This window comes from Veillonella sp. ACP1 (genome assembly GCF_000286635.1).
Classification (GTDB): Bacteria; Bacillota; Negativicutes; order Veillonellales; family Veillonellaceae; genus Veillonella; species Veillonella atypica.
Window position 1 is genome coordinate 335,784 of sequence record NZ_ALKL01000010.1, and the last position, 15,255, is coordinate 351,038.

Consider the following 15,255-nt stretch of genomic DNA (forward strand, 5'->3'; position numbering starts at 1 on the left):
TAAAAGTTTTCAATATGAAATTGAATGTATTCACATATATATAAATATAAAAATTGCGATTCCAATGAGCTTTCACTAGAATCGCAATTTAATTATAATTGGCTCAATAATTCTTGTACCTTGTTAGATACTTCATCGATTGGACAATTAATAGCTTCACCTGTTTTACGAACGCGGATTTCAACCTCATTGCTTTCCAACGTATTTTTACTTACTGTAATACGCAATGGGTAGCCAATAAGATCAGCATCTTTAAACTTAACACCAGCCCGATCTTTACGGTCATCTAATAATACATCTACTTTATTGTTTAACAATATATCGTAAATAGATGTACTTGTGGACATTAGAGCTTCATCTTTTGCGTTAATAGGAACAATAACTACTTCAAATGGAGCTATAGCACGAGGCCAAATAATACCATTTTCATCATGATATTGTTCAATAGCTGCAGCTAATGTACGGCTAACGCCAATACCATAACAGCCCATAACCATTGCATTAGGACGACCATTTTGATCAAGGTATGTAGCTTGTAAACTTTCAGAATATTTAGTACCTAACTTAAATACTTGGCCTACTTCGATACCTTTACTGTATTCTAAAGGACTATGGCATTCAGGGCACACATCGTCTTTAGTAATCAAACGAATAGGTGCTACGACAATATCTTCTGTATTAAAATCGCGTTTAGGATTGATATTGATGTAATGAGCATCAGCTTTATTTGCACCACCACAAACATTGTAAGTTTCCATAACAGATTCATCTACAACTATAGCAAAATCATCAGTTTGTTTAAGACCTACTGGGCTGATAAAACCAGCTGTCAATCCAACCTTCTCCAATTGTTCAGGTGTTGCCATTTCAGGTTCTACAGAACCATTAACAGCATGTTGAACAGCCACTTCATTCACATCATGATCACCGCGAACCATAGCTAGAATTACTTTATCTTCAATAGCATATACTACTGCTTTAATAGTTTTTTCCAAAGGTAAATTGAGCATCTCTGCAACAGCTTCAATAGTAGATGCATGAGGTGTATCTACTACTTCTAATTCTTTTAAAGCTTCTTCTGCTTGCTTCATAATGCCAGGTTTACCGATTTCAATATTCGCTGCATAGTCACAAGCGGAACAGTGAATAATATCTGCTTCACCGGCTTCAGCAATAGCCATAAATTCATGGGTATTGCTACCACCAATAGCACCGCTATCTGCTTCTACAGGTCTAAAAGTAAGACCGCAACGAGTAAAAATACGACTATATGCATCATACATATTTTTGTAAGAAACATCTGCCGCTGCATCATCAATGTCAAAGGAGTAACCATCCTTCATGATAAATTCGCGGCTACGCATTAAACCATATCGTGGACGACGTTCATCGCGGAATTTACTTTGGATTTGATAAAGATTAACTGGTAATTGACGATATGAATTAATTTCATTTTTTACCAATGTTGTAATCATTTCTTCATGAGTTGGTCCTAAGCAGTACTCCACATCATGGCGGTCATTGATACGCATCATTTCAGCACCATACGCATTCCAACGACCAGATTCTTTCCAAATCTCTGCTGGTTGCAAAATAGGCATCATAATCTCTTGTGCACCAGAACGGTCCATTTCTTCGCGAATGATAGCTTCAATTTTTTTGATGCTTCGCCAGCCCAACGGTAAAAAACTATATAAACCATTAGCAACCTTACGCATAAAACCTGCGCGCAACATAAGCTGTTGACTTACCACATCTGCATCAGATGGAACTTCCCGTAATGTTGGGGCATATAATTTACTGGCTAACATACAATTACTCCTTATCAATTGTTTCTAAATATTGATCGATTTCTCTAAATAAAGTATCTACTAGTTCAGATTCGGGTACGGTTTTTAAAACTTCCCCTTTTCTGAAAACGATACCTTGACCTTTGCCACCGGCAATACCAAAATCGGCTTCCCTAGCTTCACCAGGTCCATTAACGACACATCCCATTACGGCAACCTTAATAGGTGCAGAAATGGATGCTAGACGTTCTTCTACAATGCTTGCCATATCAAATAAATTAACTTGGCAACGACCGCATGTTGGGCATGAAATCATGGTAGCTCCAAAGTTTCTAAGACCTAAATTGCTTAGAATACTTTTACCCACCTCAATTTCATGAATAGGGTCACCTGTTAAGGATACGCGCAAGGTATCACCGATACCATCTAATAGCAATGCACCAATACCCATAGCCGATTTAATCGTACCTTGTTTAATGGTACCGGCCTCAGTTACACCTAAATGCAATGGATATGGTATTTTATCTGAAAGCTTTCTATAAGCTTCTACCATAAGTGGTACTTCGGTAGCTTTAATAGAAATCTTCATTTGTTTATAGTCTAATTTCTCTAAAATACGTACGTGTTCCAATGCAGTCTCAACCATACCATCAGCTGTTGGATGACCTCCATAAGCGTCTAATATATGTTGTGGTAAAGAACCAGCATTGACACCAATACGAATTGGAATTTGCTTAGGTTTAGCCTTTTCAATAACGGCCAACACCTTATCCTCTCCACCGATATTGCCTGGATTAATTCGAAGGCCATCTACATTATTATCAATGGCTTCTAATGCTAATTTATAATCAAAATGAATATCTGCTATAAGAGGAATGGTTATTCCTGCACGTACCGCTTTTAATGCTTTTGCAGATTCCATTGTAGGAACTGCAACTCGAACTAATTCACAACCAGCATCAGCTAATCGATTGATTTCAGCAATCGCCTTTTCCGTATGTACAGGATCAGTAGTAATCATTGACTGAATACTAACAGGTGCATAGTCGCCAATTTTTACATTGCCTACATAGATACCATTTGTTGGTTTTCTAGTAATCATATATAACTCCTAACTATGACTTATTTATAGTAATTGTAGTATATCTTTTGCGGTAGCATATACAAATATTGTAACTAATAACGCAATACCAATCATTTGAATATACATCAAAGCTTTAGCCGGTAATTTACGTCTTGTAATGGCCTCTATTAAAATGATGATGAGATGCCCACCATCAAGAACTGGTAACGGCAAAAGATTGATAACACCTAAATTAATACTTAGCAATGCCGCAAAACTCAATAGAGGTGCAAAGCCTTGTTGAGCTATAGAACCTGCCATATGTGAAATGCCAACCGGTCCAGATACTTCAGCCTGCTCTGTACCTACAACCATTTCACGTAGTCCATCTACCATAGCTACAATAATATATCCTGTTTTCTGAACAGCTAGTATGAAAGAATCCCCTATACTATGAGGTATTGTTTCATACGCTTGATATATACCTAACTTTGGTGTATCCTTTTCAATCTTTGGAATTACAGTAGTTTCAACTGTGTCACCATTACGATTTACTACAACGGTAACACCGTGATTAGCTGTGCCTTTCAAACGTTCAGAAATCTCTGACCACTTGGAAATAGGTTGGTTATCAATGGAAAGTATAATGTCTCCACCCTGTAATTTTCCTAAATCTGCAGCACCACCTGTAATAACACTGCCAATTATAGGCTTATCAGTAGAAACCATTGTCCCCACTGTAGCATTTAGGCCGAAATAAATGACTATAGCCAATAAGAAATTAAAAATAGCACCAGCAGAAATAACAATAAGTTTTTTATAAGCTGGTTTTGTATAGAATGAACCATCATCTAATGGCTCATCAGGTGTCATTCCAGCGATGCGATTGAAACCACCTAACGGAATACAACGAACAGAGTATAAGGTCTCGCCATACTGTTTTTTTAACAAAACAGGACCAAAACCAATAGCAAATTCATCAACACGCATGCCCGATAATTTTGCAGTTATAAAATGACCTAGTTCATGAATAAACACGATTAGACCAAATACAAATATTGTGGCTAAAGCCGTAATCATACTATCTCCTATTTATAAATTCTGAAGCTTTTATGCGAGCCCATTGATCGATAGCTAGTAAGTTATCGAGAGTAAAATCATCTTCTCTTCCCATGGATTCCAAAACAGCGGTAACGATTTTATAGATATCGCTAAATATGATTTTTCCATCTAAAAATGCATATACGGCAGTTTCATTAGCTGCATTAAATACGGCTGGCTTAAAACCACCAATTTTACCAACTTCATATGCTAAATTTAAAGCAGGAAAATCATCCACTCTAGGAGGCATAAACTCAAGAGTGAGTAATTCTTTAAAGTCCAAATGTTTCATATCAAGGTGCATCCGTTTAGGATATGTTAAAGCATATTGAATTGGTTCACGCATATCAGGATTACCCATTTGTGCAAGGATAGCACCATCATTTAAACGAATCATGGAATGAATAATACTTTGAGGGTGAACCACCACATCGATATGATCAAAATCAAAGTCGAATAACCAATGGGCTTCAATGACCTCTAGCCCTTTATTAAATAAAGAAGCAGAATCAATAGTAATTTTGCTCCCCATATTCCATGTAGGATGTTTTAAACAATCCTCTGCCGTAGCAGAAGCAATACGTTCACTAGGCCAGGTTCGAAGTGGCCCACCTGAAGCAGTTAATATCAATGAATCTACATTCGATTTAGTTTGTCCTTCCAAACATTGGAAAATAGCACTATGTTCACTGTCTATAGGTAAAATAGCAACATTATATTCCTTAGCAAGTGCCGTAATTAGAGGTCCACCTGCTACCAATGTTTCTTTATTGGCAAGGCCGATAGTCTTGCGGGCCTTAATGGCCTCTACAGTTGGCTCAATACCAACAGCACCAACAATTGCGGTAACCACCATAGTAGCTTCTTGAATTGTGGCTGCACTAATCAAAGCTTCTTTACCACCTATAATTTTAGTGGAACCATGATAACGTTCTTTAAGAAGCATATATGCTTGTTCATCAACTACACCAGCTATTAATGGATTAAATTCATTAATTTGTTGTTCTAATAAATCAATATTACGGTGAGCAACTAATGCAACGGCTTTAAATTGGTCAGGATGTTGCTTAATAACATCTAATGTTTGTGTACCAATTGAGCCAGTGCTTCCCAATATACTTACGTACTTCATAAAAGCCTTCTTTTCTGTTTATGTTTATTATGCAAAACATAAAATTAATAATAATGTAACTGGTGCGGTAAACATTAAACTATCAAAACGATCTAAAACCCCACCATGACCAGGTAATAGTGTACCTGAGTCTTTTACATTACATAATCGTTTTAATTTAGATTCAAATAAATCACCTAAAGGTGCTAATACACCACAAATGATGCCAACATAGGCACCTATATAGACTGGTATATGACTGATTACAGCATACACAATACCAGTTACAACACAGCCGATAAAACCGCCAATAAAACCTTCTAATGTTTTATTAGGACTTATGGACGGTACAATTTTACGTTTACCAAATGCACGACCGGCAAAGTACGCAAAGGTATCGCTAGCCCATGTTGAAAACAATAATAACCATAGCATAACTACGCCCCAACTTTCACCAACAATAGGCATTGTTAATGAACTATAGAGCCAGTCATGACGTATCAATAATAATGAGCCTAGTCCCATTACTATATATAGCAAACCAAATAAGCTATAAGAAACGCTACTCATAGAATATGTATTTTCACCAAATGTACACATTAGATAATTGGAAATAATGGCGAATACAAAGCAAGCCATACTTACTGTATAACTGCCAAACCACAAGGATATCATGATAGCGATAATTGAAAGGTATCCCCACAATACCGGTACACGAACATGTTTAGCCTTACTTAGCAGTATAAATTCTCGCCATCCAATAAGTGCTAATAATGTAATGAGTATATCATATGTTAAGCCACCTAGTGTAATGGCACCTAACGCAATGATAAACCCGATAACTGCAGTGATAACACGTGTTTTAAGCATCGATTATTCCTCTTGCAAGCCACCAAAACGACGTTCTCGTTTTTGATAGGCTGCTATAGCTTCTAATAATGTTTCTTTTGTAAAATCTGGCCAATGTAAATCAGTAAACCAAAATTCGGCATATGCTAACTGCCATAATAAAAAGTTACTAATACGATAATCTTTGCTAGGACGTATTAGTAAATCGACATCACTAAACTCTTGCGTATACAAATGACTGCTAACATATTGTTCAGTAATATCTTGAACTGCAAGTTGTCCCTCTAACACAGATTGTGCTATTCCTTGTACAGTCCGTACTATCTCATCACGCCCACCATAATTAATAGCTAATTGTAAGGTTAGGCCTGTATTATTCTTAGTTAATGCTTCGGAATCAGAAATAATCGTTTGTAATTCTTCTGAAAGTCCTTGAATATATCCAATGAAACGTATACGAACATTATGTTCATGCATATATTGTACGTTTTTTTGTAAATATTCTTTAATCAAGGCCATCAAAAGAGAAACCTCTTGCTCAGGCCGTTTCCAGTTCTCCGTTGAGAATCCATATACTGTTAATGCTTTTACACCGATTTCATCAGCAGCAATAACAATTTCTTTTAATACATCAGCACCTGCTCGATGTCCCATTGACCGAGGCATGCCACGACGCTTTGCCCAACGTCCATTGCCATCCATAATAATAGCTACGTGACGAGGCACATTGTGTTCATCTATATTAACTGTAGATGAGGTATGGCGTTTAAATAGTTTCCTCAGCATACATTACCTCCAGAGTATGTCCAAAATCACTTGCAACCATAGGTCTATATAGAATGATATGAAGCATATCCTCAGATTCAGTGATTCTTGCGACATAATAGCCTTCAGAGGCTATCTCAAAAAAGCGATTAAAATTATCGCCTATTATTACCTTAAAAGGAATATGGGCAGCCTGCAATTGAGACTTTGCAAGCTGCCAAGGCATTCCAATAAGACTACTAGAATTAGTCATTATACTTCTAGTACGTCCTTTTCTTTAACGGCTTTCAATTCATCGATTTGTTTAATCTTTTTATCCGTTAATTTCTGAATTTGATCTAAACCATCTTTAGCATCATCTTCAGTAATCGTTTTAGCTTTTTCTTCTTTTTTCAATGCATCATTAGCATCACGACGAATGTTACGAACTGCTACCTTTGCATCTTCAGCTTTCTTATGAACTACTTTAACAATTTCCTTACGACGTTCTTCTGTTAATTGAGGAATTGTCAAACGAATAGCCGTACCATCATTACCTGGGTTTAATCCCAAATCTGATTGTAAAATAGCTTTTTCAATAGCACCAATCATGGATTTATCCCATGGTGCAATTAAAATCATACGAGGTTCTGGTACAGAAATATTAGCTACTTGATTAATTGGCGTAGGAGATCCGTAGTAATCAACCATCACCTTATCAAGTAATGCAGTACTAGCACGACCGGTACGAATAGAAGCAAATTCATGCTTTAAAGACTCGATGGACTTATTCATACGTTCTTCTTGTTGTTGCATTAATTCTTTTAATTCCATAGTGGTTTATTCTCCGCGAACGATAGTCCCTACTTCTTCACCTTTTGCAGCTTTGGTAATATTACCAGGAATATCCATGCTGAAAACGATAATAGGGATATTATTGTCTTTACATAATGTAGTGGATGTAGAATCCATTACTTTTAATTCTTTTGTAATAATGTCATTATATGTTAATTCATCAAATTTAACGGCATTAGGATTTGTTTTTGGATCAGAATCATATACACCATCAGCAAACTTTTTAGCCATCAAAATTGCATCAGCTTCAATTTCTGCAGCGCGCAATGCAGCTGTTGTATCAGTGGAGAAATAAGGTTTCCCAAGGCCTGCGCCAAAGATAACGATACGTTTTTTCTCCAAATGACGAATTGCACGACGACGAATATAAGGCTCTGCAATTTCCTGCATTTCAATAGCTGTTTGTACGCGAGTATCTACGCCAGCTTGTTCTAATGCATCTTGCAATGCTAAGGAGTTCATCACTGTTGCCAACATGCCCATATAGTCAGCTGTAGCACGATCCATACCTTGATTGCTACCAGCTAACCCTCTCCATAGGTTACCGCCACCAACAACAATAGCGATTTCTAAATCAGTGGATTTTGCCAAAGCTGCAATTTCTTGTGCAAACTTTTCAACTACATCAGGGTTAATACCAAAACCTTGATCACCCGCTAATGCTTCACCACTCAACTTCAAAACAATACGTTTAAAGTGTCTCTTTGCCATTTGTATACTCCTCTATTGCAAAATAAGAGAACACGGTACGGTGTTCTCTTATTATTTATTAATTATTTACCAACAGATGCCATTACTTCTGCTACGAAGTCATCTTGGCGTTTTTCAATGCCTTCGCCCAAACCGTAGCGAACAAAACGACGTACGTTGATGTTTTCACCGATTTTTGCAATATTTTCATTAATGATATCAGTAACTGTTTTGTCACCATCTTTAATGAACGCTTGTTCTAATAGGCAATTTTCTTTATAGAATTTTTCAATACGGCCATTAACCATTTTTTCCAAAACAGCTTCAGGTTTTGGTTTACGGCCTGCTTTAACATCTTCTTCAGCTTCTGCTTTAGCTTGTTCCAACAATACTTGTTTTTCATGTTCGATTACTTCAGCAGGAACCTCTTCACGGTTTAAGTATGTAGGGTTAACAGCTGCGATTTGCATTGCGATGTCGCGTGCTAAGCTTTGGAAATCATCAGTTTTAGCAACGAAGTCAGTTTCGCAGTTAACTTCAACTAAAACACCGATACGACCACCAGCATGAATGTAGGATTGTACTACACCTTCAGCTGCGATACGACCAGCTTTTTTAGCTGCAGCAGCCAAACCTTTTTCACGAAGAAGGTCAACCGCTTTATCGATATTACCGTCAGTTTCAACTAATGCTTTTTTTGCATCCATCATACCTGCGCCAGTCATGTCGCGCAATTCTTTTACCATAGCAGCAGTAATTGCCATTATTTGTTCCTCCTAGTACTAATTAAGGTAAGGATATAGTCCTTACCCTAATTATATATGTTATAGATTTATCTTTCAAATGCTAATCAATTATGATTAAGTGCTAACAGAATTATTCTGCAGCTTCAGCATTGCCTTCTTCGAAGGATTCGCCTTGACGGCCTTCAAGAACAGCGTCAGCCATTTTACCAGCCAATAATTTTACTGCACGGATAGCGTCATCATTTGCTGGGATTGGGAATTCAACTTCGTCTGGATCGCAGTTAGTGTCAACTGTTGCAACAACTGGAATACCCAATTTTTTAGCTTCTGCAATAGCGATTTTTTCTTTTTTAGGATCAACTACGAAAAGAGCACCTGGCATTTTAGGCATATCTTTGATACCGCCAAGATATTTTTCCAATTTTTCCATTTCATGACGAAGACCGATAACTTCTTTTTTAGGCAATACTTCAAAAGTACCATCTTCTGCCATAGCTTCCAATTGTTTTAAACGTTTAATACGAGTTTCAATTGTTTTGAAGTTAGTCAACATACCGCCCAACCAACGTTCGTTAACGAAGAACATGTTAGCACGGATAGCTTCTTCTTTAATAGCTTCTTGAGCTTGTTTTTTAGTACCTACGAACAAGATTACTTCGCCTTGGGAAGCAACTTCACGTAAGAAATTGTAAGCTTCTTCTACTTTTTTAACTGTTTTAGACAAGTCAATGATATAAATACCATTGCGTTCAGTGAAGATGAATTTCGCCATTTTAGGGTTCCATCTTCTAGTCTGATGACCAAAGTGTACACCAGCCTCTAATAATTGTTTCATTGATACAACTGCCATTGTGGCACCTCCTGTTAATTAACCTCCGCCGCTTCATCCTTCGGGTCACCCAAAATTAGGCACAGTACCGAAGTCCACTGACGTGCATATTTTTCATACCTAGTAATTTTAACAAAAAAATATTCTAAAAGCAAGTAAAGAGTCAGTAATTACAAAAGAATTACTGACTCTTTATAGCATAGTATATATCTACAATAAAAAACTTATGATTTTTACTCGAATCTAGATATATTTTATATTAATTATTACGTATTGCTTCGATCATCTTCGCTCTATCAGGAGCCCCAAATACAGCAGATCCAGCAACTAACATGGTGGCACCTGCATCCTTAATTGGTATGCAAGTAATATCGTTAATACCACCATCAACCTCTATAACAGCATCATTATTACCAGCTGAATCCAATAAAAGTTTCGCTTGTTTAACTTTTTCTATAGCCCGTGGAATAAAGGATTGTCCTCCAAATCCTGGGTTGACGGACATGATTAAAATCATATCTAAGTCTCCGGCCACATCTTCTAACATCGAAACTGGTGTCCCTGGGTTGAGCGCAACCCCTGCTTTCATACCAGCGGATTTAATCTGCTGTATCAATCGGTGCATATGAGGAACTGTTTCTTGATGAAAGGTAAAGTACTCAACACCAATTTTTGCATATTCTTCAACATAATCAGCCGGATTAGTGACCATCAAATGTACATCAAAAGGCAATGCAGTATGTGGGCGGATAGCTTTTACAATAGGTCCGCCAAATGTAAGATTAGGCACGAAATGTCCATCCATAACATCGATATGAAGATAATCAGCACCAGCAAGTTCAACACTTTTAATTTCATCACGCAATATTGAAAAATCTGCGGATAACATAGATGGAGCTATTTTAATCATTTTAAAACCTCTTTCTTTGGTTTTGTATATCTTTTCGAATATTCGTGTACGCATCATAGCGACTTTCAAAAATTTTATGATTTGCCAAAGCCTCCTTGATACCACAAATCGGTTCATGCTCATGATAACAAGGATTAAATTTACAAGCTTCTACATAATCAGAAAATTCAGGGAATAGTGTAGGTAATCGTTCTAATGTAATATCAGTAAATTCAATAGAACTAAAGCCAGGTGTATCCATGATAAATGAATCAGCATTTAAACTAAACAATGAGGCATGACGTGTTGTATGCTTCCCACGTTTAATCTTATCGCTTATCTCACCCGTCTGGAATGCAAATTTTTCATCCACTGCATTTAAGAGGCTACTTTTACCAACACCGGAAGGTCCTGCAAAAGCAGTAATCTTGTGCTGCAAATGATTGCGTAATTCATCAATACCGATATGATTTATGGCCGATGTAGTGATAACATGATATCCAATCGATTTGTACTTATCGATTAATACATCTGTCGATGCATCACCGACATCGTACTTATTTATGCACAAAATGACCGGTATATCAGCATGTTCAATCATTACTAACATTTTATCGAGTAATAACTCATTAATGTCAGGATTATGAGAAGCAACAACAAGGATAACTTGGTCGATATTAGCGACAGCAGGACGTATCATTGAATTGTGACGTGGCAAGATATTCTCAACGAATCCATCTTCTGAAAACTCTACACGATCACCTACAAGCAAACTATATTTCGACTTTTTAATACGTCCCCGCACCTTACATTCATGAATGGTTCCAAATTCATCTTGAATATAAAAGTAACCATTCATATTTTTAATTACAATACCTGTACTCATACGGCCTCTACAACGCAGTATCTTGAACTAATGCACCATTTAGGTACACCTGTATTCGAACATTGCCCACACCAGATACATTTTTTACGATACGGTCACCAGGTTTATTTGTATCATCGTATATAACGGAAGATCCATCATCATCCTTTACGACAATTTTGACTTCTTGATTTTTAGAACCAGACGGTACAGTTATATCTACAGTCCCTTTCGTTCTATTAGAAGAGCTTTGCTTAGAGTCGTCTTTTTTTGAAGAATCTCCCTTTAATTCAGTAGCTAAGTTCAAGCTACTACCTTCAGAAACCTCTTCACCAGCTTTTATACTTTGTTCTGTAACAATTGATTTATCATCTACTGAACCAGCAATCTGATTAACACCAATATTGTTAGAACTCAATACTTGGCGAGCATCTTTCAAGGTCATACCAACGAGATCTGGCATTTTAACCTTCTTAGCTTGTGCTTTATTTACAACTAAATCAACAGTAGTGCCTTTGGATACCTTAGAATCACCAGAAGGACTTTGTGCAACTATAACATTATCAGGTTTTCCTTCAACAGATCCTTGCGTGATTTTTCCCACTACTAAGCCTAAATCTTTAAGACGTTGACGTGCTTGATCTACAGTCAAACCAGATAAATCTGGCACTGTAATATCGCCAACCCCTTTAGATACAACAAGATGAATCGTACGCTGTTCCTTGACTTTTTCACCTGCACCAGGGCTTTGAGAAATTACTTGTCCTGCCGGAACATCTGTATTAGTTACCTCACTTGTGGATACGCGTAGGTGTTTATCTTCCAAAATGTTTTTGGCTACAGAGACTTGTTTACCTACTACATTTGGTACATCAACAGTAGTATTACTCCAGAAATTACCATAACTCAAGAATGCACCTAAAAATGCAATCAAGAAAATAACGGCAGCACCAAGAACTATATATTTTTGTGGTATAGATGCAATCTTACTAAGCATAGATTTCTTTTTTTCCTCATTAGGCGTAGAATCATCGATATCACTGAAATCATCTAATGTATCTGGATCTACAGCCGGAATCATTTGTGTCGCAAAATCGTATGGTTCATGACGTTGTGTTTTTCCCATTGTAAAGCCTTGAGATAAACGTAAGTCCCCCATCATTTCAGATATGGAATCAAATCGATCAGTAGGATTTTTAGCTAATGCTTTCATCACAACCGCTTCTAACAATGGTGGTATAGAAGGATTATATCTTGTAGGTGGAATGACCTTTTCTCGTACATGTTTTAATGCTACTGCAATTGGTGTTTCCCCTTCAAAAGGAACCTTGCCAGTTAACATTTCATATAAAACGACACCTAAGGAATAAATATCTGTATTTCCATCGACAGGTTTTCCACTAGCTTGTTCTGGTGAAAGATAATGAGCAGACCCCATTATAGAATTTGTGTACATAACAGTGTTAGTGGTATTCATAGCACGTGCAATACCAAAATCAGTCACCTTTACACGACCTGTATTTGTAATAATTACATTATGTGGTTTGATATCGCAATGAACAATTCCCATTGCATGGGCATGTTCTAAGCCCTCACCGATAGCAATAGTAATCTTAACAGCTTCGTCAATGGATAATCGATGATGACGGGTAATATATTCTTTAAGTGTTTCTCCGTCTACATATTCCATAATGATATAATGCATGCCTTGATCATAGCCTACATCATACATATTCACGATATTAGGGTGATTTAACTTGCCTGCAGCCTGCGCTTCTCGTTTAAATCGACTTACAAATTCATCGTCACTAGCAAAGTTTGAATGTAAAATTTTTATGGCTACTGGACGGCCTAATAAAGTATCTTCACCTTTATATACGTCGGCCATTCCGCCAACACCAATCTTGGTCAGGATACGATAGCGATTATCCAGCAATGTATCTTTAATCTTCATAATATTTATAACTCTCCATATCTAGATTAGATAGTTCCTACTATAATGGTAACATTATCACCGGCACCAGCATCATATACATCAGCAATCAATGTATTTAATACCTCTGTATTATCATCAATATGATGTAATACTTCTCGTATTCTTTCATCGCTAATATACCCAGATAATCCATCTGTACATAATAGAATTCGATCACCGGATTTTACAGGTAGTGTACCACTATCGACATGTAAATCTTCTTCAACACCGACGGCTCTAGTTAATAAATTACGTTGCGGGTGTACAATCATCTCTTCTTTTGTAATTTCACCAGCATCTAATAACTGTTGAACCATAGAGTGATCCGTGGTAATTTGCGTCAATTCATCATTTCTATAAATATAGAGTCTACTGTCGCCGACACTAGCCCAAAGTAGATTATCATCTACCTTAGCAACCACAACAGCAGTAGTTCCCATTCCACTAAGCCGTTCCTCTCGTGCCACACGATTAACTATGCGTGTATTCGCATGTAATATAGCATCAACTAAGGACGTTTCATTAATGGTAGGAGTAGATTGTAAATATTCTTTTATTTCATCAACAGCATAGGTGCTGGCGATTTCTCCGCCTCTATAGCCTCCCATGCCATCAGTAACAGCACAAATATTATCACTAATAAAAAAGCGATCTTCATTCTGTTTTCTGACTAATCCAATTTTACTTAAACCTACGATATTATTCATGAATCTCCTCTTTCCGACCGTGGGCTACTTTTAATTGTCCACATGCGGCTTGAATAGCATCGCCCATTTCTTTACGAATTGTAACAGAAACACCATAAGAAGCGACAATATCCTTAAATATGTTCATATGTTTACTAGAAGGTTTATACAAATTAATATGTTCATTCCCATTTACAGGAATAAGATTGACATGACAATTAGGAAATGCCTTGCCAATGTTTCCTAACTCATGAGCTTCCTCTAACGATACATTAATTGAATCTATTAAAATATATTCAAATGTTATACGTCGCTGTGTTTTTTCATAATAATATTTTACAGCATCTAAAACCTCGTCTAATTTGTATCGAGATCCAACAGGCATAATCTTACGACGTGTTTCATCTGTTGTAGCATGTAAAGATAACGCTAATGTAATCGGAAGATCCTCATCTGCCAATTTATAAATATTAGGAACCCAACCACAGGTAGAAATAGTCATTTTTCGATAACTAATATCAAATGTCATAGGGTCGTGAATAAGTTTTAACGCCTGCAATACATTGTCATAATTTTGTAATGGTTCACCAGCGCCCATGACAACTAAAGAGTGAATATCTTCTTGTTTTAAAGCACTAAAGAGAACAACTTGACCTACAATTTCAGGAACCGATAAGTCTCTAAATAATCCCCCCTGTGTAGATGCGCAAAAAACACAGCCCATAGCACATCCAACTTGGGAGGAAACACATACAGAGTTACCATAATGTTGCTCCATTAGAACGGCTTCAATTCTGCTGTGATCAGCAAGTTCCAATAATAATTTCTGTGTTTTTCCGTCGGGTGATACAGATTGAGTAATCACTTTAGGAATCGATACTATGCAATTAGAATCCAACCAATCTCTCAAGGTCTTAGGGAATTGTGTCATATCTTGAAATACAAAAATATGACGATGATATATGTAATCAATCAATTGTTTCGCACGAAATTTTTGAATTTTATGTTCCTCAAATAACGCTTGCAATTCAACTAACGATTTACCCAACAATTCAATCATGA

The 15,255-nt window shown here is 36.9% G+C and carries 16 protein-coding genes; all 16 read right to left on the reverse strand.

Annotated features, from left to right (window positions below):
- Positions 1-92 precede the first annotated feature (92 nt).
- A complete protein-coding gene (locus tag HMPREF1151_RS04745; RefSeq protein ID WP_009661043.1) occupies positions 93-1,811 on the reverse strand; it encodes a proline--tRNA ligase in 1,719 nt (572 codons plus the stop codon).
- Positions 1,812-1,815: 4 nt separating this feature from the next.
- Positions 1,816-2,892 (reverse strand): flavodoxin-dependent (E)-4-hydroxy-3-methylbut-2-enyl-diphosphate synthase, encoded by a 1,077-nt coding sequence (gene ispG, locus HMPREF1151_RS04750; RefSeq protein ID WP_005379002.1) that lies wholly within the window; start codon positions 2,890-2,892, stop codon positions 1,816-1,818.
- Between the two features lie 24 nt (positions 2,893-2,916).
- On the reverse strand, positions 2,917-3,933 hold the full coding sequence (gene rseP / locus HMPREF1151_RS04755; RefSeq protein ID WP_009661208.1) for an RIP metalloprotease RseP: 1,017 nt from the start codon (positions 3,931-3,933) through the stop codon (positions 2,917-2,919).
- A gap of 1 nt (position 3,934) precedes the next feature.
- Entirely contained in the window at positions 3,935-5,086 is a 1,152-nt protein-coding gene (locus HMPREF1151_RS04760) for a 1-deoxy-D-xylulose-5-phosphate reductoisomerase (protein ID WP_009661237.1), read from the reverse strand.
- Between the two features lie 27 nt (positions 5,087-5,113).
- Complete coding sequence (locus tag HMPREF1151_RS04765; RefSeq protein WP_005378915.1) at positions 5,114-5,935, reverse strand: phosphatidate cytidylyltransferase; 822 nt, start codon at positions 5,933-5,935, stop codon at positions 5,114-5,116.
- 3 nt (positions 5,936-5,938) lie between these two features.
- Positions 5,939-6,700 (reverse strand): isoprenyl transferase, encoded by a 762-nt coding sequence (locus HMPREF1151_RS04770; RefSeq protein ID WP_005378832.1) that lies wholly within the window; start codon positions 6,698-6,700, stop codon positions 5,939-5,941.
- Positions 6,681-6,932, reverse strand: coding sequence for a hypothetical protein (locus HMPREF1151_RS04775; protein ID WP_005383252.1), 252 nt, complete (start codon positions 6,930-6,932; stop codon positions 6,681-6,683). The genes HMPREF1151_RS04770 and HMPREF1151_RS04775 overlap by 20 nt, the downstream gene beginning before the upstream one ends.
- On the reverse strand, positions 6,932-7,492 hold the full coding sequence (gene frr / locus HMPREF1151_RS04780; protein ID WP_005378949.1) for a ribosome recycling factor: 561 nt from the start codon (positions 7,490-7,492) through the stop codon (positions 6,932-6,934). Before frr ends, HMPREF1151_RS04775 begins: the two co-directional genes overlap by 1 nt.
- A 6-nt stretch (positions 7,493-7,498) precedes the next feature.
- Positions 7,499-8,224, reverse strand: a complete 726-nt coding sequence (gene pyrH / locus HMPREF1151_RS04785) for a UMP kinase (RefSeq protein WP_005378934.1) — start codon at positions 8,222-8,224, stop codon at positions 7,499-7,501.
- A 62-nt stretch (positions 8,225-8,286) separates the two neighbouring features.
- Positions 8,287-8,967: a translation elongation factor Ts gene (gene tsf / locus HMPREF1151_RS04790; protein WP_005379419.1), complete on the reverse strand. Its 681-nt coding sequence runs from the start codon at positions 8,965-8,967 to the stop codon at positions 8,287-8,289.
- A gap of 112 nt (positions 8,968-9,079) precedes the next feature.
- Positions 9,080-9,799 carry a 30S ribosomal protein S2 gene (gene rpsB, locus HMPREF1151_RS04795; RefSeq protein ID WP_005379396.1) on the reverse strand — a complete coding sequence of 240 codons (720 nt, stop codon included), beginning with the start codon at positions 9,797-9,799 and terminating at the stop codon, positions 9,080-9,082.
- 238 nt (positions 9,800-10,037) lie between these two features.
- On the reverse strand, positions 10,038-10,688 hold the full coding sequence (rpe, locus tag HMPREF1151_RS04800) for a ribulose-phosphate 3-epimerase (RefSeq protein WP_009661048.1): 651 nt from the start codon (positions 10,686-10,688) through the stop codon (positions 10,038-10,040).
- A 1-nt stretch (position 10,689) separates the two neighbouring features.
- Positions 10,690-11,553: a ribosome small subunit-dependent GTPase A gene (gene rsgA, locus HMPREF1151_RS04805; protein WP_009661131.1), complete on the reverse strand. Its 864-nt coding sequence runs from the start codon at positions 11,551-11,553 to the stop codon at positions 10,690-10,692.
- Positions 11,554-11,560: 7 nt separating this feature from the next.
- Positions 11,561-13,486: a Stk1 family PASTA domain-containing Ser/Thr kinase gene (gene pknB / locus HMPREF1151_RS04810; protein WP_009661209.1), complete on the reverse strand. Its 1,926-nt coding sequence runs from the start codon at positions 13,484-13,486 to the stop codon at positions 11,561-11,563.
- 26 nt (positions 13,487-13,512) lie between these two features.
- Entirely contained in the window at positions 13,513-14,214 is a 702-nt protein-coding gene (locus HMPREF1151_RS04815) for a Stp1/IreP family PP2C-type Ser/Thr phosphatase (RefSeq protein ID WP_005378761.1), read from the reverse strand.
- Positions 14,207-15,253, reverse strand: coding sequence for a 23S rRNA (adenine(2503)-C(2))-methyltransferase RlmN (rlmN, locus tag HMPREF1151_RS04820; protein ID WP_009661279.1), 1,047 nt, complete (start codon positions 15,251-15,253; stop codon positions 14,207-14,209). The genes HMPREF1151_RS04815 and rlmN overlap by 8 nt, the downstream gene beginning before the upstream one ends.
- Positions 15,254-15,255 lie beyond the last annotated feature (2 nt).

Excerpts from the sequence above, each read along its gene's own strand:
- frr (WP_005378949.1), bottom strand. The coding sequence starts at position 7,492 with ATGGAATTAAAAGAATTAATGCAACAACAAGAAGAACGTATGAATAAG.
- ispG (WP_005379002.1), bottom strand. The coding sequence starts at position 2,892 with ATGATTACTAGAAAACCAACAAATGGTATCTATGTAGGCAATGTAAAA.
- HMPREF1151_RS04770 (WP_005378832.1), bottom strand. The coding sequence starts at position 6,700 with ATGCTGAGGAAACTATTTAAACGCCATACCTCATCTACAGTTAATATA.
- pknB (WP_009661209.1), bottom strand. The coding sequence starts at position 13,486 with ATGAAGATTAAAGATACATTGCTGGATAATCGCTATCGTATCCTGACC.
- HMPREF1151_RS04765 (WP_005378915.1), bottom strand. The coding sequence starts at position 5,935 with ATGCTTAAAACACGTGTTATCACTGCAGTTATCGGGTTTATCATTGCG.
- rseP (WP_009661208.1), bottom strand. The coding sequence starts at position 3,933 with ATGATTACGGCTTTAGCCACAATATTTGTATTTGGTCTAATCGTGTTT.
- HMPREF1151_RS04775 (WP_005383252.1), bottom strand. The coding sequence starts at position 6,932 with ATGACTAATTCTAGTAGTCTTATTGGAATGCCTTGGCAGCTTGCAAAG.
- tsf (WP_005379419.1), bottom strand. The coding sequence starts at position 8,967 with ATGGCAATTACTGCTGCTATGGTAAAAGAATTGCGCGACATGACTGGC.
- HMPREF1151_RS04815 (WP_005378761.1), bottom strand. The coding sequence starts at position 14,214 with ATGAATAATATCGTAGGTTTAAGTAAAATTGGATTAGTCAGAAAACAG.
- pyrH (WP_005378934.1), bottom strand. The coding sequence starts at position 8,224 with ATGGCAAAGAGACACTTTAAACGTATTGTTTTGAAGTTGAGTGGTGAA.
- rpe (WP_009661048.1), bottom strand. The coding sequence starts at position 10,688 with ATGATTAAAATAGCTCCATCTATGTTATCCGCAGATTTTTCAATATTG.
- rlmN (WP_009661279.1), bottom strand. The coding sequence starts at position 15,253 with ATGATTGAATTGTTGGGTAAATCGTTAGTTGAATTGCAAGCGTTATTT.
- rpsB (WP_005379396.1), bottom strand. The coding sequence starts at position 9,799 with ATGGCAGTTGTATCAATGAAACAATTATTAGAGGCTGGTGTACACTTT.
- HMPREF1151_RS04745 (WP_009661043.1), bottom strand. The coding sequence starts at position 1,811 with ATGTTAGCCAGTAAATTATATGCCCCAACATTACGGGAAGTTCCATCT.
- rsgA (WP_009661131.1), bottom strand. The coding sequence starts at position 11,553 with ATGAGTACAGGTATTGTAATTAAAAATATGAATGGTTACTTTTATATT.
- HMPREF1151_RS04760 (WP_009661237.1), bottom strand. The coding sequence starts at position 5,086 with ATGAAGTACGTAAGTATATTGGGAAGCACTGGCTCAATTGGTACACAA.